The organism is Nonomuraea solani (assembly GCF_900108335.1).
Lineage (GTDB): Bacteria > Actinomycetota > Actinomycetes > Streptosporangiales > Streptosporangiaceae > Nonomuraea > Nonomuraea solani.
Genome location: NZ_FNVT01000002.1, coordinates 233,473 through 250,583, shown reverse-complemented (window position 1 = coordinate 250,583; position 17,111 = coordinate 233,473). Strand labels below are relative to the sequence as shown.

Annotated in this window: 19 protein-coding genes; 9 read left to right on the top strand and 10 right to left on the bottom strand. The window is 67.8% G+C overall.

The annotated features are described in order from the left end of the window. Window positions 1–1,829 precede the first annotated feature (1,829 nt). Entirely contained in the window at window positions 1,830–2,609 is a 780-nt protein-coding gene (locus C4V41_RS06830) for an NPP1 family protein (RefSeq protein ID WP_160150202.1), read from the bottom strand. Window positions 2,610–2,983: 374 nt separating this feature from the next. Between C4V41_RS06830 and C4V41_RS06825 the strand changes: the two genes are divergently transcribed. Then, window positions 2,984–3,397 carry a hypothetical protein gene (locus C4V41_RS06825; protein WP_146103571.1) on the top strand — a complete coding sequence of 138 codons (414 nt, stop codon included), beginning with the start codon at window positions 2,984–2,986 and terminating at the stop codon, window positions 3,395–3,397. 197 nt (window positions 3,398–3,594) lie between these two features. On the opposite strand, the gene C4V41_RS06820 is transcribed toward C4V41_RS06825, so the two are convergent. Continuing rightward, window positions 3,595–5,637 (bottom strand): ATP-binding protein, encoded by a 2,043-nt coding sequence (locus C4V41_RS06820; RefSeq protein ID WP_103954925.1) that lies wholly within the window; start codon window positions 5,635–5,637, stop codon window positions 3,595–3,597. 280 nt (window positions 5,638–5,917) lie between these two features. Between C4V41_RS06820 and C4V41_RS60615 the strand changes: the two genes are divergently transcribed. Further along, on the top strand, window positions 5,918–6,310 hold the full coding sequence (locus C4V41_RS60615; RefSeq protein WP_146103570.1) for a hypothetical protein: 393 nt from the start codon (window positions 5,918–5,920) through the stop codon (window positions 6,308–6,310). A 796-nt stretch (window positions 6,311–7,106) separates the two neighbouring features. Here the strand turns inward: C4V41_RS60615 and C4V41_RS64050 are convergent. From C4V41_RS64050 to C4V41_RS62775, 3 genes are read right to left on the bottom strand one after another with little or no spacing between them, the layout of a single operon-like run. Then, window positions 7,107–8,087 (bottom strand): glycoside hydrolase family protein, encoded by a 981-nt coding sequence (locus C4V41_RS64050; protein WP_103954924.1) that lies wholly within the window; start codon window positions 8,085–8,087, stop codon window positions 7,107–7,109. After that, the gene (locus tag C4V41_RS62780; protein ID WP_327536767.1) at window positions 8,084–8,527 is read right to left on the bottom strand and encodes an alpha/beta fold hydrolase; all 444 of its coding nucleotides are present in this window, start codon (window positions 8,525–8,527) and stop codon (window positions 8,084–8,086) included. The genes C4V41_RS64050 and C4V41_RS62780 overlap by 4 nt, the downstream gene beginning before the upstream one ends. Beyond that, entirely contained in the window at window positions 8,440–8,706 is a 267-nt protein-coding gene (locus C4V41_RS62775; RefSeq protein WP_200823804.1) for a hypothetical protein, read from the bottom strand. Before C4V41_RS62775 ends, C4V41_RS62780 begins: the two co-directional genes overlap by 88 nt. 503 nt (window positions 8,707–9,209) lie before the next feature. On the opposite strand from C4V41_RS62775, the gene C4V41_RS06805 reads away from it, so the two are divergent. Then, entirely contained in the window at window positions 9,210–9,500 is a 291-nt protein-coding gene (locus C4V41_RS06805; RefSeq protein WP_103954923.1) for a hypothetical protein, read from the top strand. 69 nt (window positions 9,501–9,569) lie between these two features. On the opposite strand, the gene C4V41_RS06800 is transcribed toward C4V41_RS06805, so the two are convergent. Next, complete coding sequence (locus tag C4V41_RS06800; RefSeq protein ID WP_160150201.1) at window positions 9,570–10,112, bottom strand: RICIN domain-containing protein; 543 nt, start codon at window positions 10,110–10,112, stop codon at window positions 9,570–9,572. Window positions 10,113–10,507: 395 nt separating this feature from the next. On the opposite strand from C4V41_RS06800, the gene C4V41_RS62770 reads away from it, so the two are divergent. From C4V41_RS62770 to C4V41_RS64040, 3 genes are read left to right on the top strand one after another with little or no spacing between them, the layout of a single operon-like run. Then, window positions 10,508–10,981: a reverse transcriptase domain-containing protein gene (locus C4V41_RS62770; RefSeq protein WP_200823803.1), complete on the top strand. Its 474-nt coding sequence runs from the start codon at window positions 10,508–10,510 to the stop codon at window positions 10,979–10,981. A gap of 19 nt (window positions 10,982–11,000) precedes the next feature. Further along, on the top strand, window positions 11,001–11,222 hold the full coding sequence (locus C4V41_RS64045; RefSeq protein ID WP_235029951.1) for an alpha/beta fold hydrolase: 222 nt from the start codon (window positions 11,001–11,003) through the stop codon (window positions 11,220–11,222). After that, a complete protein-coding gene (locus C4V41_RS64040) occupies window positions 11,219–11,476 on the top strand; it encodes an alpha/beta fold hydrolase (RefSeq protein WP_235029950.1) in 258 nt (85 codons plus the stop codon). Before C4V41_RS64045 ends, C4V41_RS64040 begins: the two co-directional genes overlap by 4 nt. Before the next feature lie 65 nt (window positions 11,477–11,541). Here C4V41_RS64040 and C4V41_RS65275 read toward each other — a convergent pair whose 3' ends face one another. Beyond that, complete coding sequence (locus C4V41_RS65275; protein WP_268808546.1) at window positions 11,542–11,667, bottom strand: hypothetical protein; 126 nt, start codon at window positions 11,665–11,667, stop codon at window positions 11,542–11,544. A gap of 146 nt (window positions 11,668–11,813) precedes the next feature. On the opposite strand from C4V41_RS65275, the gene C4V41_RS06775 reads away from it, so the two are divergent. Continuing rightward, window positions 11,814–13,295, top strand: coding sequence for an NAD(P)/FAD-dependent oxidoreductase (locus C4V41_RS06775; protein ID WP_103954920.1), 1,482 nt, complete (start codon window positions 11,814–11,816; stop codon window positions 13,293–13,295). Here the strand turns inward: C4V41_RS06775 and C4V41_RS06770 are convergent. Continuing rightward, window positions 13,292–14,014 carry a hypothetical protein gene (locus tag C4V41_RS06770; RefSeq protein WP_146103569.1) on the bottom strand — a complete coding sequence of 241 codons (723 nt, stop codon included), beginning with the start codon at window positions 14,012–14,014 and terminating at the stop codon, window positions 13,292–13,294. The genes C4V41_RS06775 and C4V41_RS06770 overlap by 4 nt on opposite strands. 628 nt (window positions 14,015–14,642) lie before the next feature. Here C4V41_RS06770 and C4V41_RS06765 point away from each other — a divergent pair. Continuing rightward, window positions 14,643–15,218 (top strand): ricin-type beta-trefoil lectin domain protein, encoded by a 576-nt coding sequence (locus C4V41_RS06765; RefSeq protein ID WP_103954918.1) that lies wholly within the window; start codon window positions 14,643–14,645, stop codon window positions 15,216–15,218. A gap of 104 nt (window positions 15,219–15,322) precedes the next feature. Here the strand turns inward: C4V41_RS06765 and C4V41_RS06760 are convergent, their stop codons facing one another. Continuing rightward, complete coding sequence (locus C4V41_RS06760) at window positions 15,323–15,763, bottom strand: hypothetical protein (protein ID WP_103954917.1); 441 nt, start codon at window positions 15,761–15,763, stop codon at window positions 15,323–15,325. A 54-nt stretch (window positions 15,764–15,817) separates the two neighbouring features. Next, window positions 15,818–16,120 (bottom strand): ATP-binding protein, encoded by a 303-nt coding sequence (locus C4V41_RS61705; RefSeq protein WP_160150200.1) that lies wholly within the window; start codon window positions 16,118–16,120, stop codon window positions 15,818–15,820. 414 nt (window positions 16,121–16,534) lie between these two features. Here C4V41_RS61705 and C4V41_RS06750 point away from each other — a divergent pair, with 414 nt between their 5' ends. Next, window positions 16,535–16,957 carry a nuclear transport factor 2 family protein gene (locus C4V41_RS06750; protein WP_235030039.1) on the top strand — a complete coding sequence of 141 codons (423 nt, stop codon included), beginning with the start codon at window positions 16,535–16,537 and terminating at the stop codon, window positions 16,955–16,957. Window positions 16,958–17,111 lie beyond the last annotated feature (154 nt).

Genomic DNA, 17,111 nt, shown 5'->3' with positions numbered 1-17,111 from the left:
CCCATTTCGGCTGCCGCCGGACCGGCTGTAGTCACACCGGGAAACACTGCTGCCGCAAAGATTCCTTACATTTGCTCTTCGCAACGCTGGGGGGCAACTGGCAACTCATGGTGGGTAAGCTGCACGGACACCGGTCGAACACGCTATCGGGCGGTAACGCAATGCGCCAACGGCGAAACGGCACGCGGGGCATGGGAGTACGCTCCAGCCAACAGTGTGGCTATATGTAATCCCGGAGTTACGGCAAGCAGCGGGTGGCCTGAGTTCGAATGCGCGGTCATCTGCCGCAGTGGCGCTACTGCGGCCCCACGTACTGAGAACACCCATACCGCGGGCCTGTCGCTTGCGCTTGCCGGGTAACCTCTCGAGCGATCGGCCCGTCGAAGTCGATCGGACGGGAGATCGCCGGAGCGTTGTCGCTAACGGTGTACCGCCATCGTAGATATGGCGTTCCAGGCTGGGCGTTGGAGTTCGTGGCTATCGGCGATCATTCTTGTTGTCGGCAAGAAGATCACATCAGACCAGCCACGAGCACGGTCGACGATGCGATGCTGTTGCCCGCCTGGGAGCTTGACCATCACCTGAGAGACATGAGAGTGACCTAGGGTGCACCTGGCCACACATGCTGGACAGGCCCGGGCCTGTCCAGCATGTCGACTGCTCGCGGTGCGGGCCAGAGCATCGGTGAGCACCCGTCCTCAAGACTTGCCCGTGGCGGGCAGGACCCCGTGAGCTGCGCTGGTTTCGTGGCAGCCGGTGTGCCCCCGTCGGCGTCGACCGAGCAGACCGTTCAGGCCGGTGTGGAATGCTTCGTCATGGCGCCTGCCGATGATCACATCGCCCAGGTCATGACCATGTGAGGCTTCGCGTCGCGGCGCGAACTCCAGCCTGTGCGTTGCCAAACACGGATACTGTTGTTGAGCTGGGCGTTCGCAGAGCGATGTGCACGCGCCCCGTGTTGACCTCCATCATGAGCAATACGTACAGGCGCTTCAGGAAGATTGTGTCAACGTGGAAGAAATCGCAGGCCAGGAGCCCTTTGGTTAGAAAGGTGCGCCATGGGGTGTCGAGATGACGGGGTGCCGGAGCGAAGCGGCGGGAGTGCAGAATGCGCCACACGGTCGTTTCGCTGATCTGAATACCGAGCCTTACCAGTTCCCGTGTACCCGTCGATGACCCCACATGGGGTTCTCCCGCGCGAGGCGAAGGATCAAGTCCCGGATCTCGACTCGTTGTTGGACGTCCGGGCCGATGTGGATAGGTGCAGGCCCGTCGGAGCAAACGCCGGGAGCGCGGGTCAGCGGCGCTGTGGTGGCTTCACGTGTCGCGTGGGGGAGGTGCACGCCAGTGCGATCATGATCGTCGATGTCACCCAATCGCGCAGAGCGTTCAGCACACGGGTTGCCTTCATGGTGCCCTTCTCTCGATTCGTCGTGAGGCTCGGAAAGACGATCGGCGGTCGAGGTGGCCGCCTGGAAGGTCGTTTCCTGTCCACTTACTGCTCATGAGGGCCGAGTCACGGGCTCGCTGGTCGTCGGCAGGAGCGGCCTGGTGTTGTCGAAAGGCCGTCGACCCGGTTATCCATCGGCGACGGTCCACGGTGCGCGTCACGCTGATACCGGAACACCGGCAGACCCGCCGGCTGAGCGGACGCGGGTCTTTATCTGATTCGTTCAGGTGCTGGATGGTCAACATGCCTCCGATGCTGAGGGCGGACGTTGGGGCGCACTTCGCATGACGGGCCGAGGCGTTTCCGGACGGCTCCCTGAAAGGCTCCGGCCGCCCGGGTCAGGTCTCACTCTCCGGAACCCCGGTCGGCCGGGAGCCGGTCATACGCCAGGTTCGTAGATCCAGGTGTACTTGCACAGGTTGCGGGAGACGACCTCAGGGGTGCTGGTCGCCGACCCCCAGTTGTATCGATCCCACAGGCCGGCGTGCAGCTTGTCGCCGACCAGCCAGGTGTTCTTGGGCCAGACTCGCCAGGTGGTGCTGCGGTATTCGTCGTTGGTGAACTGGGAGGTGAGGTCCTTCAGGCCGCCTTGGCTGTTGAACATGGCGTGCTTGCCCCAGCCGACATAGATGGCCGGATGCTCCAAGCCCAGGCCGGCGCCGGCGCGCGCGCCGTTCCAGCTCTCCACATCGGCCCAGTTGCGGCCGAAGTGCTTGCCGTGCCTGCTCATGATCAGCTTGTCCCGGTAATAGGCGCCGTCGCGCTTGCGCCACTCCACGATGACGTACTCGAAGTCGTGACCGTGTCCGAGCTCGCCGGGGGCGAACCCATCCTTCTTGAAGTAGAGCGTGTAACTGGTACGTACTACGCCCTCGGCGCACTTCCTGGCCGAGACGTAGGTCGGGAACGACGAGTTGACAGCGGGGCAGCCCGAGTCGGCGTCCGGCCAGGCCTTGCGGCCGGCGGTCGCGGACTGGGCGAAATTCGAGCCGACGAGGGAGTCCGAAGGCCAGCAGGTGGGGTTGTTGTTGGCCTGCGCGAAGTTCCACTGCGGCATCGCCGGCATGATCAGGTCGACGGGCGCCTTGGGGTAGAAGGGCTCGTTGGCCCAGGCGGGAGGGGTGGTGACGCTGGTGATGCCGGCCAGGGTGAGTGCCATGGTGGCACCGGCCAAGGACACGCGGCGCACAAGGGATGAGAGTTGCGCGACCATAAGGGTCTCGATCTCCAGGATGTCCGGCTGCGACGGGGCAGCGGTGGGGCTTACAAAGCCTGCACAGCGTCGTACGAACTTCTGTCCATTTGATAGATCATTCGGTGTTCAATGCCGCGCCCTGTTCTGCGTCCTCCGTCGCCCGGCGTGACCGCTAGACACCCTGGAGAACGGCGTCCAGACGGTCGCCGGCGCTTTAGGCGCGTTGGGCCGGTATGCCTCACGAAAGCCGGGTCCAGGCTCCGATGAAGTGCGGCAGGACGATGGTGGCGTTCGCGGCGGTCACCTCGGCGTGCAGCCGTTCCTCCAGCTTGTCGCACGTGTGGCTCATCCGCCACGAATGGCACGTCACGATCGGCCTCGGGAGCCTGGTGAAGGCGCTCGACTGGCCGATGTACCTCAAACCCGACCAACAGGGGCGTGCCATGACTGGAACATGGACACCCGTCTGGTCGGCTACCACGGCGACCCGCGAAGAGATCCAGGGCCTTCTCGACCACGCCGACGCACAGGTCGATGTGGCGCTGCGCCGCGGTAACAAGGGAGCCCTGGTCCGTTGCCGGGGCGCCACCGTCTTCAAGGTCCTCTACGCCTCGGAGGTGTCCGCTTTGGACGTCACCGACTTCCGCCCGCACGAAGCGGCACCGGAGCGGCGCGGTCGTCTGGGAACCAAGGGAGATCGAGGGGCCGGTTCGGGGCCTACCGGGACGCTCTCGGGCCGGACAAGGCGCTGACGCCGCATTGCCTGCGCGGCGCGTACACGGTGCATGTGCTGGAGAGCGGCGCGCGAGATCCTCAGTCGATCCACGGTGAGAAGTGACGTGACGGCGACGTTGGGCGTGATGCTCCGGCCGTCGACCGCCGAGGCGTGATTCGGCGGTGGAATGCCAAGGTCATGAGACGGGTCTTCCCGCACGGCCGCGACTCACCTTCAGCCGTCGACCGCCCCGTAGATCTCGCGGTGCCAGAGCTCCTCGCACACGCGCTCGATGCCGGCGGCGAGATGGCGGCGGTAAGTGGTGAAGGGCAGCCCCAGGCGCTCGGCGGCGGCTTCCTGCGTCGGGGCGCCACGGAGGTAGGTCGTGACCAGGGCCCGATGGAACTTGTCCGCGCGTGGATCGCCGCTCAGGCGGCCGATGGCCTGCTCGATGAGATCCCGCAGCGCCTTGGCGGGGTCCGTACCGCCGTGTTCGACGACGATCCTGGTGCGGGTCAGCGGATTGGCGGCCAGCTCACCAGGGCGGGACAGGTGACGCAGCGCCTTGCGTACGGCGTCGGCGAAATCCGCCTGTGACAGCACCGCCATGCTGGACGCCGGGACGGCCACGGCCTCCTGCGCGCCCTCGAGCAGCAGCCGGTCGAGCCGGTCGAGCCAGGCCTGCGCGGCGACCGCCCGCCAGTCGTGGGCGAACAGCGCGTACTCGGTGTTGCCGAGCCAGGCGTGCTCTCCGACATCGTGCATGTCGTAGGTCCGCAGGTAGTCACGCATGGGGTCGTCGTCGCGCATGGCCATGAACGACCAGGCCATGCGGTCGGCCCGCAGGCAGTAGCCGACGGCCCGCCACTGGATCAGGTCCGTGACCGGGGACGCGCCGCTGTATTCCGCGCGCACCCACGTCCGGCCGATGGCCAGGTGCTCGCCGGGCCGTAGTGGAGCCATGGCGCGGGCGTTGGCCCAGGCCGTGGCGACGATCGGATCGATCCGCGCCTCTTCCTCGGAGGGCTCGTACAGCCGCAGCCAGGAGCAGAAGCCCACCAGCTCGCCGGTCTCCGCCCTGCGGTAGAGGCGGAACGCCTGCGGCTGACGGGCGGTCCAGTAGGCCACGGCGGTGCCCGACTCGTCGTTCTCCACCTCCGAGGCCATCCGTGTCAGCGCCTCGGCGTCCTTGGGGCGGAGGGCGTCCTCGTACACCTCGCCGTCGCCCCGCCAGCTGTGGAACTCCGCCGTCGATCCGACGGCGCGGTACAGATAGAAGAGCGAGCCGACGGCTCCGAGAACCTGGGCGTCGCTCGCGACACGCGTGCGGCCGGCGAGGAAGGCGGTGATGCGCCGATGCATGTCCGCGTATCCCCGCGGGTCGCGCCAGCGCAGGTCGGCCTCCAGCACCTCGCGGACGACGTCGTGGGGGAACAGGCCGAGCCGGCTGGACTCCACGAAGGGCAACCGGCGCAGCCAGGCGAACAGAGCCGCGGCGTTGTCCGGCAGAATCTCGCGCAGCAGGTCTTCGGTCGTCACGTACGAGTGCGCGCAGACCTCCAGCGCGTGCCGGTGCGCGGCGCTGGGCACTTCGCCGACGAGCTGGTCGAGCAGGGTGGAGATCACGTCCTGCGCGGGCGTCCAGCGCGAACTCGCCCCATGGTCCTTGACCGCCACCGCCGCCCCCAGGGACAGGGCCAGGGGATGGCCACCCGCGAAGGCCAGCAACGGCCCGCGCAGGTCGTCCGCCACGCCGCGGACGTCCAGCAACGCCGCCGCGTCCGCGGGGGCCAGGTCGCGCAGCGGCATCACCCGCAGCGCCTCCGCCCAGCCGGGGTCGGCCGTCCACAGCAGGTCCGGCGCGATGCGCCCGGCCACCACGACCAGCGCGCCGACCGGCAAACGCGGGAGGAGCCGCTCGCGCAGCCAGCCCTCCAGACCCTGCACTCGCTCGAACGTATCGATGATCAGCACCCCGCGCTCATCGCCGAGCACTGATCCGGCCGCGGCCTCGAACGCCGCGGGCGTAGGCTCCAGTGTGTACGCGTTCAGTGGCGTCACGGGCCGCCCCGCCGCCTTCGCCTCCTGCTCGAAGCGCCTCAGCAGCGCGGACTTGCCCACACCGCCAGGACCGTGGACGTAAAGGACGCTGCAGGCGCCGCGCAGCGCCGACCTGAAGACGTCGAGCTCTTCCTCCCTGCCGATAAAGGTCCGCTCACGCATGGCCTGCAGACGTTGTTCCAACACCATGGCATCCTGCTCGTCCGCCGAACTCATGGGGACAACTGTAGTAACTCCAGACGGCCAGACCCGGCGCACAATTTTATGTACTTCTACGCATTCTGCTCCTGGGCCGTCTACGCCGACGCCAGGAAAAGGCAGGTCTCCGCATCATCCTCATAATCCGCTGGAGGCTTGCTTCATGTCCCCTAAACCCGCCGGCGCGGCCACTCGGCGGTGCCACCTGATCAGCGAAGGCCGGCCTTCAATGACGGGACCGGTCAGCGTCGGAGACGCGTGGGCGACCACCAACCCGACGCTCTGCCAAGGGGTGTTGATGGCATTGGTACAGGCGGAGTTGCTACGCGATGCGTTACGGGCGCAGACCGACCAGGAGAACCCCATCCTCCGGTACGAGGAGGCGGCCCTCGGCCCGTTCAATGAAACGCTGCGCTTTTGGGAACGAAACCGGCTGGCGGAGATCTACACCCGGATACGCGGCGGGCGCTTCTACGGCAGTGCGGGCTGGACCACCGCTAAGGCGCTGGAGGCCGCGACACCGGCCGACCCGGAGGTACTGACGGCCATGGGAGACATCGGTTCCATGCTGGTCTCCCCCGAGGAGGCACTGGCGAGCCCGGGCGTCGTGGGTCGGGCGATGTCCGTGGGGGCGGACGCGCCGGCGACCGGCCTGAGGAGGGCGGAACTGGTCGGCACGATCACCCGATGACACGACCCCTTCTCGCCCACGGCGGCCGTCCCATTCGGGCAGGACGGGCGCCCGTTCAGCCGGCGAGAGCGGCGAGTAGCTTCGCTCGGGAAACGGGGGGCGCCGCCGAGCGTGGCGAGGCGCTCGCAGCGGCCCGGGAGGCTCAGTACCTCCTCGGAGCGGCCGCCTCCTGGTCGTCCCATGCTGGACCCGGACGACGCCGTGCGAGTCGCTGTCACATATGCCGCAGAAGGCCGTCAGACACCATGTCGTCAATTCACTGCTCGCCCCGCGCGAAACCTCACGCTTCTGCTTCGATGTCGAGCACGCCGCCCGTCGAGCCCGGAGCACCTCTACGGCTACCGCGAGAAGCAGTGGCGGTTCACTCCCGCCCCTGGCCACGAGCACCTGGCCGACCAATGGCGGAGCGACGTCGAGAGCGGGCACCTGCTGCAGATCGGGGCGGTCCTGGACGTGCTGAGCCGCGCGTCAAGGAGGACGTATGACCGCGCTGGCCACCCGCGGGGGCACCGAGGCAGGGCTCACGGTGCAGGACAGCGGCACGGAGCTCACTGTCCTGCAGTGACGGAGCTGCTGCGCCTCCTCTACCGCTCCGGCACAGCCGGCTGGAGTCCCCGAAGTCGTATCTGCACCCGGTGTGGACCCGCTCCGGCCGCCTGGTCAGCCTGTTCCGGCTCTGGGACCACGTCTGGCAAAGGGTTCGCCGGGCGAACGCCCCTGCCAGACCTTCCCCTCCTCGGCGTCACCTCCCCAGTCCCAGCTCAGAGAAGCCGTCGAGCGCGAGCGCCGAGGCCGCTCAGACGGCCCGGGCTATGCAGATACGCGCCTTCAGACGCGCTCCGGCCTCGTAGAACATGTACTCGGTGCCGTCCTGCGTGCCGAAGGACGGCGCGGCCACCCGGCCTTCGTCCGAGGCGATCGGCGAGTGGAAAACGCCGAGGTGGACCTCCTTGTCGAAGTTCTCGCCGACTTCAGTGATGCGCATCTTGCCGTCGCTGCCGTGGTAGGCGACGTACACGGTGCCATTGCGCTTGACCAACGTGGGGCCGGAGATGTCGCTCACGCCGTCGGCTTCGTGGTTGACGAGCGGGGTCGAGCTGAACTGCCAGTTGTCCCAGCCGTTGGGAGACCAGCCGTAGAAGATTCGCCGACCGTTCCTGACACCCATGAAGACCATGACGTATTTGTTGTTGCGTCCCGGCAGAGCGTGCTCGAACACCCGCGCATACGACGTTTCAGAGGTCCCCGGGATGAGGCGAGTGCTCAGGATGGGCGTCTCGTCGGTGAAGTTGATGCCGTCTTGGGAGCGGGCCACCCGAGTCACGGTGTTCTCACCATGGAAGTAGCAGAAGAACTGCTTGGTGGCCGAATCCCAGATGACGTGCGGAGAGGAGACGTGGCTGACGGTGGTGCTCGGCAGCCATCTGTCGATCACCGGATTGGCGGTGTGCTCGACGAATTCCCGGTCGAGAGAGTCACTGAACGCCACACAGATGCCGCCGGGATTCTCGTGCGGGGCGTAGTAGAGGTAGTAGCGGGCGCGAGCATTGCTGATCTTGTCTCCCACTCCCCGGATCGTAGGGAAGATGAACTCGCCATCGCGGTTGTAACGCAACTTCGAAACGTTCAGGGCGTCACGCACGTAGCGGTAGGTCGGTATCCCGGCAGGACCGGCGGCCGCGGGGGCTGCTGTCACACCCACGGTGGTCGCCGCTGCGCCGAGCAACACCGCGCCCCGCAGCACACCGCGCCGGCTGACGGGCCGGACCATCATCATGTGTTCTCCAGAAAATCGAATACTGTGAACCGTCCCGGCATGGTCGCCCCGCTCCCTGTCCACCGGCCAGGCCATTTCCTGTCCACCTGCCGCCGGCCATCCGCCGTCGGCCCGTCGCGTGAGGCGACGGCCTTGACCGCCCGCTGAACGACCTCGGTCACCGCATGCGGCTGAGAAGCCGGCAGCGCGTGCGAAGCTCCGGCGATCTCCACGACCTCGCGGGCACCGGCCCGCTCGGCCATGAACCGGCGCGCGGGCAGGGGGATGTTGGAGTCCAGCTCGGGATAGACGAACCACGACGGCGGATCCCGCCAGGCCGGCGCACCCGCCCGGTCGTTCAGCGCCCGATCGTTCAACGGCCGCCGCGTGACGGCGTCCAGAGCAGCACGCTCCGCCGGCAGGTCAGCGGCGAACTGCGCGTGGTAGCGGTCCTGACGGATGTCGGGCCCTCGGTCGCCGAGACCAGTCCGGCCACGACGTCGGCGTCGCCGGACAAGCTGCGCAGTGGGTTGGCTGCCGCGATCACGCTCAGCCCGTGCTCACTCAGCCGGGCGATCACCCCGTTCCAGCTCGCCGACTCGGCGAACGCACCATGGACCAGCGCCACGGTCGGCGACACGGTCGTACCGATCAGCTTGACGCCGCGGCTCTGGGCCTGGTGGTACAGCTTCTCTGAGGTGCTGGACGAGACTCCCGCGCCTGGCCGACCCGGTTCACGCCCGTCTGGTCCGCCGCTGGACGCGGGCGCGAAGGCCACCGGGCCAACACCGCCTGCGTCCGCACCTGAAGTCATGCGTGTGGACGCAACCGAAATCTGCCGGTCCGGGCGCGAACGGCAACTGGATCACAAATGGTCACTCGTTCGGCGCAGGCTGGTGCCCAGACTGCTTGCAGGCCCGCAAGCAGCCATCCGTTTCATCCTGACAGAGAGGGGCGCGCCGATGCGGGCGCTGTTCGAGGTTTGAACGGCCCGCCAGCGCAGCCAGTGACGCCCGGGTTCGGTTCGGCCGCTATCGGACGGTTTCCTTCGATGGCTGCAGCTCACTGAAGGTTTCCGATACCGGCCGGAACCGGGCGTGGCTCGATCGGCTGGCCCATGGCGGCTATCCCCAACTGGAGCTGATGACCCTGGTGGAGACCGGCACCCGGGCAATGATCGACGCCGTCTTCGGGCCCACCGCCACGGGCGAGACCGACTACGCCAAGCGGCTGCTGCACCTACTGAGGCCGGACATGCTGGTGCTGTGGGACAAGGGCTTTGACGGCCGCGCGCCGATCCTGTCCCACCTGGCCGACGGCTCCTACCTGTCAGCAATCGGCACGGTCAAAGTGCGGATCATCGACGCGCAGATCACCGTTACCTGCGCCGACGGCACCGTCTTCACGGCTCCTACCGGCTGGCCACCACCTTGACCGACGCCCGCCGCTACGCCACCAAGCCCAAGCCACTACCAGTGCAGATCCAACCACGACCTCAAGGGGTTACTTGAACGCCCATTTCTGCCACTGGTTGTCGGGCATGCACTTGCGGGCGTACACGATGAAGGGACTCTCGCTCTTGACGTCCAGACACTTCTTGGTGGCCCAGTTCTTCACATGGCCGTCGCTGTAGCGGGTCCACTTCTGGTAGTTGCCCCCGTTGCACGGGTTGATCTTCACCGGCTGCTCGTCGCCGTTGCCGTTCGCGTCCAGACAGTAATGGGTTGGGTAATGGGTCGACTCCATTCCGTAGTGGCGGATGCTGTTTGCGCTGCCGTGCTGGAAGAGTGAGTAGGTGTGATTGAACTCGCAGGTGGAACCCACGACGTCGCCATTGAGGTGGATGCACTGCTTGGTCTGGTAATTCACAATGTTGAACAGGAGGGCCGCCGCCTTGGACTCCCCGGAGGTGGCGCCGGACGTGCCCGCCGATGTTGCGGAGGCAGGCGGGGAGAGCAGGCCCAGTGTCAGGGCCGCGGCGGCCGCGGTCCCGAACAGAGCGCGTTGCGTCGGGGCACCCCGACGCATTCTGACGCGAGTAGACATTGTTGACGACCTTTCGGCTTGAGAACGAACGTTCGGTGCGCGCTGCGCCACCATGCTCGGGCGGTGCGATGTCCGAATCCCAGGCCGTTTACTGACCACTTCATATCCTCGGCACGACATCCTGGAGGACCGGGGAAACGTCTCCGAGGTCGTGGTCATGGTTGCCTCTAAGCTTGTTTTTAGTTCGCCACGAAGCGCAGAAGGTGAGGTTGTCGTGTAGGGAACCTTGCTGGATTGGGTGCTGTGTGAGAGATGAACGCCTCGATACCGCAAGAAGGAGTAAAGGCGAACAAGGGCGCACCGGGCATGGGCGGCCAGCCCATCGAGGAGTTCGAGAAAGATCTGAAGAATAACTTGTACCAGATCTGGAACAGAATGTTCTCAGGGACCCTCCGGTGCGTGCGGTGGAAATCCCCAAGACGTCGCCGGGAGGCGGCGTAAGGATCTTGGGTCTGCCCACGGTGGCCGACAGAATCGCCCAGACGGTGGTGGCCCGGCATCTCATGGAACGGGTCGAACCCATATTCCATGAAGACTCCTTCGGCTACCGCCCCGGGAGGTCGGTTCTGGATGCGGTGGAACGCTGCTGGAAGAGAGACCGGGTGATTGATCTCGACGTCCCATCGGCTCCTACCACGAGTTCGCCGAAGGGTATTTCCTGCGCCGCGACGGCATGCAGTGGTTCTGGGGCCAGTACACCACCGATCCCGTCGCTGCGGGCGAACCTGGAGGAGCTGGCAGGGCTGCCGCCAGCGCTGGTCGTCACCGCCGAGGCCGACCACAACTTCGTGATGCTCAACGCCTGCGCGGCACCCACGTCGCCGAAAGGGCCATCCGCCAGGCCGTCGACTTCCTGTCCACCGCGCTGAAGACCCTCAAGGAGGGATCATGACGACGTCGCCCACCGTCGTTCTCGTCCACGGTGCGTTCGCCGAGTCGGCCAGCTGGAACGGCGTCATCGCCAGGCTGCGTGAGCACGACCTGAGCGTGATCGCCGTCGCCAACCCGCTGCGCGGGCTCTCGGGTGACGCCGACGTCGTGGCGGGCCTGGTGGCCTCGATCTCGACGGCCCGGTCGTCCTGGTCGGCCATTCCTACGGCGGCCAGGTGATCTCGGGCGCCGTCCGCGGCGACGACCGGGCCCTGCAGGACAAGTCCGGTGCACCGGCCTGGCGGCACCTGCCGTCCTGGTTCGTCTATCTCGAGCTCGACTTCAACATCCCGCTTGCGGCCCACCGGTTCATGGCGGAGCGGGCCGGCGCCCGCGAGCAGGTGGAGATCCCCGGCGACTCGCACGCGTTGCCCGCCTCCCAGCCCGCCGCCGTCGCCGATGTCATCCTCCAAGCCGTCAAAGCCGTCGCCTGACGACCCTCCCGCCGCAGGCCGAGCAGGACCTGAACCACCACGAGTGCCAAGTCATGCTCGGCTGCTCACGTCGGCACCTGGTGGGTGGAGAACGCGGGCGCCATCACCGTCACCGACGGCACCATGCTGGTGGACGCCCGCGCGACCGAGCGGACGGTGGCTGAGGCGGACGTGGAGCGGCTGGTGCTCAACCTGCGTGGCGAACCCTGCGGACCACGGTCTGACAGGACACCGTGTTCGTCGGGAGATGCCACGAAGTGGCAGCCGTTTGGCCTGGTGAGTGAGCAGTCGCCCGCAGCACTCTGACCCATCCAGGATCCTTACCAGGAGGTCGAAGATGTCGGACATCGTCGTGGCGGGGGCCGGTCCCGCCGGCCTGGCCGCCGCCCTGCTACTCGCCGCCGACGGGCACCGGGTCACCGTGCTCGACCGGGACCGGGACGGCCCGGGCAACATTCATCGGGCGTGGGAGCTGTGGCAGCGGCCGGGCGTGAGCCAGTTCCGACTGCCGCACCGGCTGGCGGCGGCGGGCTGGCGGCTGCTGCGGGACGAACTGCCGGAGGTGGCCGCCGAACTGGAGCGCGCGGGCGCCGTCGTGCGTAACCCTCTCGCCGGTTCCTGCCCGGAGCGGGCGCTGGGCGCGGCACGGGAGGGCGACGAGCGGTTCGAGACGATCGCCGCCCGCCGTCCCGTCCTGGAGGCGGCGCTGGCTCTGGTGGCCGGGCGGGCGCCGGGCGTCACCGTCCGCCGGGGTGTCACCGTGGCCGGGCTGCTGGTCGACGTCCCCGTGAAAGGTGGGCGGCCGCGTGTGCGCGGGGTGCGTAGCGGCGAGGGCGAGGCCATCCGTGCAGACCTGGTGTTGGACGCGACCGGGCAGAGGAGGGAACTCGCCGGGATGCTCGGCGAGCCGGACGCCACCGAGCCGGACGCCACCGAGCCGGACGCCACCGAGCCGGACGCCACCGAGCCGGACGCCCCCGGGGCAGGCACCGCCCGGGGATGCGCGGGGTCGGGGTTCGCCTACTACTCCAGGCATTTCGCCGGTCCCATGCCCGCGCCGCCGATCCGGCCGTTAGAGCATCACGACAACCTGTCCACCCTGGTGCTGCCGGGCGACGTGGGGACCTGGTCGGTGACGCTGGCCGTATCGCGAGATGACGTGGAGCTGCGGGAATTTCGGCATGCCGGTGTCTGGCAGAGGGTCGCGTCGATGTTCCCGAACGTGGAGCAGTGGGCCGCGGGCATCCCGATCAGCGACGTCCTGAGAGCGTCCGGAGAGGCGAGCGGCCCTAGCCGGCTCGTGGCTGGCGGGCGGCCGGTGGTTCACGGGCTCCTCCCCTTGGGAGACGCCTGGGCGGTCACTAATCCGCTGTTCGGGCTGGGTATGTCCATGGCGTTCGCGCACGCGAGTCTGCTGCGCGACGCGGTACGCGCTGAAGGCTTGGACACCCTGGAAAAGCTGACGTTGCGGTTCGACGAGGTGAGCCAGGGCGTGCTCGCGCCCGTGTGCGAACGGCTCGGCCGCTGGGACCGGCATCGGCTCGCCGAGCTCGACGGTGAGCGTCGCGGCCGGCCGTACGAGAGCGGCGATGCCGAGTGGATGCTGAGTAAGGCGCTGGATGCGGCCACGCTCCTGGACAGCGACGTGCTCCGTGGTGTCACCGACGTCTCCCACCTCCTCGCCACGCCGCAGGAGGCGATCGAGGCGACAGGTCTGGACACGAAGGCGCTCACGCTCGCCGGGGATGCTCCGCGCTTTGTGGCACAGGGACCGGCGCGTGGCCGCCTGCTGGCGGCGATTCACAGCGCTCGTCCCTAGCGTTCCTCGCACGGGGCCTCCGGACCAACCCTCTGCGCCGGTACAACTGGCCGGCAAGAGCGGCGAGTAGCTTCGCACGGGTTGCGCCGCACTCGGGGAAACGGGGCGCGGCCGCCGAGCGTGGCGATGCGCTCGCAGCGGCCCGGTACGCTCAGTACCTCCTCGGGGGTGGCACACGTCCAGGCGATGTCAGTCATGGCGCGCAGCAGGTCACCGTCGAAGAGCTTGGCCGTGTCCAGGCTCTTGGCGACGGCCCAGCTCGGGTCGTCGCCGTCGTAGGGCAGGCCGTGCCGCACGCCTTCCAGCTCCGCCAGCCGGTGCTCGTCCCAGGCCCGCAGCCGCTGGTAGATCGGGGGGAGCGTGGCGCCAGTGGCCGCGTCGAGCCGCCGGATGAGCTCCTCCGGCTCCTGCAGGCCGATGTCGCCCAGTAGGACGGCGTGCGTCACGCCCATTGTCATCCCCAGTCCGAACGTCGGGTTGGTGGTCGCCCACGCGTCCCCCACGTTGACCATGCCGGGGCCACCGGCTGCCCTGCTCTCCGATCCGGACATGACCAGCACCTCGCGGAACGGCGTGCCCGCCGCCCAAGGCGTGATGGGCGGGAACAGCGCGGCGGCCCGCTGCCAGACCTCGGGTTCTCGCAACGCGCGCATGTCAGGGTCTCGTGCCGCGACCACGAGGCCCACCGCCCAGGTGCCGTTGTCTCCTGGCAGGAGCATGGTCGACAGGCTGTCGTAGTGGTTCAGCGTCCACGCGTACGGCCCGAGCGGCGGACCTTCGAAGTATCGTCCGTAGGCGGTGAACCGGAGGGCGGGCCCCGAGCAAGTCGAACCGCTCGTCACCCGGCAGCCGGCCGCCCACGGCCGGGATCGCCCAGACTGTGCGTCGCGGCTCCGGCCCGCTCCAACTCGGGAATGACCCCGGGCAACTCGCGTCGCAGCAGGCTCCTGCCCCCGCCGAGCAGGGCGTGCGGAAGGTGACGCCGGCTTCTAGCACGATCACATCAGGCATTTCTGCCTCCAGCACTCCGTCATCAGTAGCGGACGAGGTCTCACGTTTGCCCCGGATGATGCTCACTTCCTGATCAATGGCCGGTTTCTACTTACTTGCGGGAGTGAGGTCCGCAGTCCCACCGCACCGCGTTCCGCCTGGCCGATCCCGGTCCGCGCCCTGCGTCGCGACGCCGCAGTCTGAACGGGCGGGGATCGGCCAGAAAGTGGTCTGTGGAACGGACAGTGCTCACGCCTAGATTCGGCCTCGCCTGCCAACTCCGGATGCAGGAATGCGGTCAGATCCCACATGGCTGGGCGAACGCTCGCCCTGCCGCGTTGTAACTAGGAGAACGTCATGAAGCCCGCTCTGCCCATCAGTGCCGTGATCGCGGCTCTGGCCGCCATTGCTGTCGCCGCACCCGCGGCCGCTTCCGCCAATGTCCCGGCCGGCGCCGCGACAGGGACGTCGGTCGCCGCCCCGCCCGCCGGCACCTTGAACCTCAGCAACCGCCGGACCAACCTGCAACTGGAGGTCGGCGACGTCGGTGCCAGCGGCAAGGGCAGGGTCTTCAGCAGGTTCGCCCGCGGAGGCGGTGACACCGAACAGCAGTGGAACTTCATCAACGGCGGCAAGCTGGTGAGCAGGAAGCTCGTCCGAGGGCAAACCGTGTGCCTGGAGACCGACAGCGGCAATCGACTGTTCGTCGCCCGGTGCGTGGGCGGCAAGCAGACTCAGAAGTGGGCGTTCAAACTGGCGCTCGACGCTCCGGGTGCCTTCAAGGACGCCTTCGTCATCCAGAACTTCGCGACGAAGAAGTGCTTGACCAGCGCCGAGGCGAACGCGCGGCGTAACGCCGCGGTAGGAGTCGGCTCCTGCAAGAGCGGCAACCCGCTCCAGCAGTGGTTCGCCGCACCGCTCGCGGGCGACTAGTGTCCTGCGCGGCGCTCTAGGTCCATACGACGGCATTGGCCTTGGAGCGCCCAGCGGTCGCCGACGAGGCTCGCTGCCAGCGGCTGCTGCGCCACCCGTCGCGGCTAGACACCGCCGATGCCGCCCATCGCCTGGGCCGCGTCCCGGTGCAGCTCGATACGCAGCACCGCCGGCATGCCGTCATAGAGCGCATGGCGGATCAGCGGATGCCGGAATCCCATCCGCTGACCGGCATCGACGAAGGTCCCGGCGGCCACCGCCTCCTGAAGATCATCGGCGAGATCGATGATGGACGGGCCCAGGAGTGTTGCCACCTCGGTGCCCGCGAACTCGCCGCCGAGCAGCGCGGCCATTCGTAACACGTCGAGCGCGCCGGCTCGCACGAAACTCAACCGGTTGTCCCGTGCCGCGGCCAGCGGCCTTGGAACCGTGCTCAACGAGGGCTCCCGCAGCTCGGCATGCTCGCCGATCGTCACCACACCTTCACGCGCCAGGGACTCGACCAGCCCCCGCACGTACAGCGGATGGTGGGCGAGTCCGCGCACAGCTCGTCGATCAGGGCGATGAGCATCTCAGCCACCGCGGCGTGCGCGGCAGTGTCAAGGAAGACATCTGGCCGCTGGGCGCGCGCTTTCCGCGTGTCGGGGGTCGGGCGCGCGCAGCGTGATCTCCAGGCAGTCGAACAGCAACCGCAGCGGCAGCGGGTTCGTTACCTGGTCTGCGGTGCCGCTCAGCACCGTACAGCCGGACTCATGGCTGACCGCGGCCGCCGCGGCGACCAGCGACGACTTCCCGATGCCGGGTTCGCCCTCGACCAAGACCACGCCGCCGGTGCCGGCTCGCAGCTGGGCGATGGCATCTCGCAGCACCGCCATCTCGGCCTCGCGTCCGACCAAGGACATCGTCGCGTTCCCCTGCCGCATCGGGGACTTGGCGGATCCGTGACCGGTATCCCGCGCATCCGTCGTCAATGACCAGATGTCCCGCCGCCGTACCTGATGTCTCCCAAAGGGTACTTCCACTGCGGGATCATCCTCTTCGTGCGGATCACGTCCTGCTGGACTGCCGGCCACGGCCCGCATCCGTGGCCTCACGATCTGACCGGGAATGCGCGCCCGTTTGAAGGAGGCAGGTGGTGAACGGCGCCGTACTCCAGCCCGCCGCCAGGGCGAACCGCCGCGACAACGCCGGCATGGGCACGCCTGGGCATGAGCACTGCCCACGCCGACGTGGACAGGAGTTGGTGGCCGGATGGTCTGGGAAACGAGCAGTCCTTCGAGGTCCTCTGGGCCCATACGACGAAGGAGCCGTACGTGATGGAAACCGAGGCGAAGACCCTCACCCCGACCGAGTCGACCAACCGCAGGACCGTCGCCGAGATCTACTCGGCGCTGGCCACCGGCAACACGGAGGCGTTCGAGGAGCGCCTGGCGCCCAACGTGAAGTGGACGGTGATCGCCGGCGCCGGGAGCGGCGGCACCTACTACGGCAGGCACAGGATCGTCGGCATGGTCCTCGCACCGATCGCCGCGGACTGGGCCGACTTCGAGGTGACCCCCTTCGAGCTCACTCCGGCCGGCGACAAGCTCTTCGTCGTGGGCGAGTACCGTGGGGTGCACCGAGCGAGCGGGAAGCTGGGAGTCGCCAGGTTCGTCCATGTCTGGCACCTGCGGGATGGGATGGCGCAACGATTCGAGACCGTGTACGACAGCCACGCCATGTGGCGGGCGACACAGTAGCCCCCGACGCGCCAAGCCGAGACACATCCCGGCCTCTCCCGCTTCAGGCGTGACGCCTTGCGACGGCCGAGCCACATGACATTGACGGCCCGTGTGAATGCCCGGCCGTGATGCGAGGCCCGCGTCCTGAACCGTCGTGCCGGGCGAAATGAGC

Coding starts and splice junctions, on each gene's coding strand:
- C4V41_RS64050 (WP_103954924.1), bottom strand. CDS start 8,087: ATGATGATGGTCCGGCCCGTCAGCCGGCGCGGTGTGCTGCGGGGCGCG.
- C4V41_RS61705 (WP_160150200.1), bottom strand. CDS start 16,120: ATGTCCTTGGTCGGACGCGAGGCCGAGATGGCGGTGCTGCGAGATGCC.
- C4V41_RS60615 (WP_146103570.1), top strand. CDS start 5,918: ATGGCATTGGTACAGGCGGAGTTGCTACGCGATGCGTTACGGGCGCAG.
- C4V41_RS06830 (WP_160150202.1), bottom strand. CDS start 2,609: ATGGCACTCACCCTGGCCGGCATCACCAGCGTCACCACCCCTCCCGCC.
- C4V41_RS06805 (WP_103954923.1), top strand. CDS start 9,210: ATGACCCTGGTGGAGACCGGCACCCGGGCAATGATCGACGCCGTCTTC.
- C4V41_RS06750 (WP_235030039.1), top strand. CDS start 16,535: ATGGAAACCGAGGCGAAGACCCTCACCCCGACCGAGTCGACCAACCGC.
- C4V41_RS64045 (WP_235029951.1), top strand. CDS start 11,001: ATGACGACGTCGCCCACCGTCGTTCTCGTCCACGGTGCGTTCGCCGAG.
- C4V41_RS06800 (WP_160150201.1), bottom strand. CDS start 10,112: ATGTCTACTCGCGTCAGAATGCGTCGGGGTGCCCCGACGCAACGCGCT.
- C4V41_RS06775 (WP_103954920.1), top strand. CDS start 11,814: ATGTCGGACATCGTCGTGGCGGGGGCCGGTCCCGCCGGCCTGGCCGCC.
- C4V41_RS06820 (WP_103954925.1), bottom strand. CDS start 5,637: ATGAGTTCGGCGGACGAGCAGGATGCCATGGTGTTGGAACAACGTCTG.
- C4V41_RS06765 (WP_103954918.1), top strand. CDS start 14,643: ATGAAGCCCGCTCTGCCCATCAGTGCCGTGATCGCGGCTCTGGCCGCC.
- C4V41_RS06770 (WP_146103569.1), bottom strand. CDS start 14,014: ATGCTCCTGCCAGGAGACAACGGCACCTGGGCGGTGGGCCTCGTGGTC.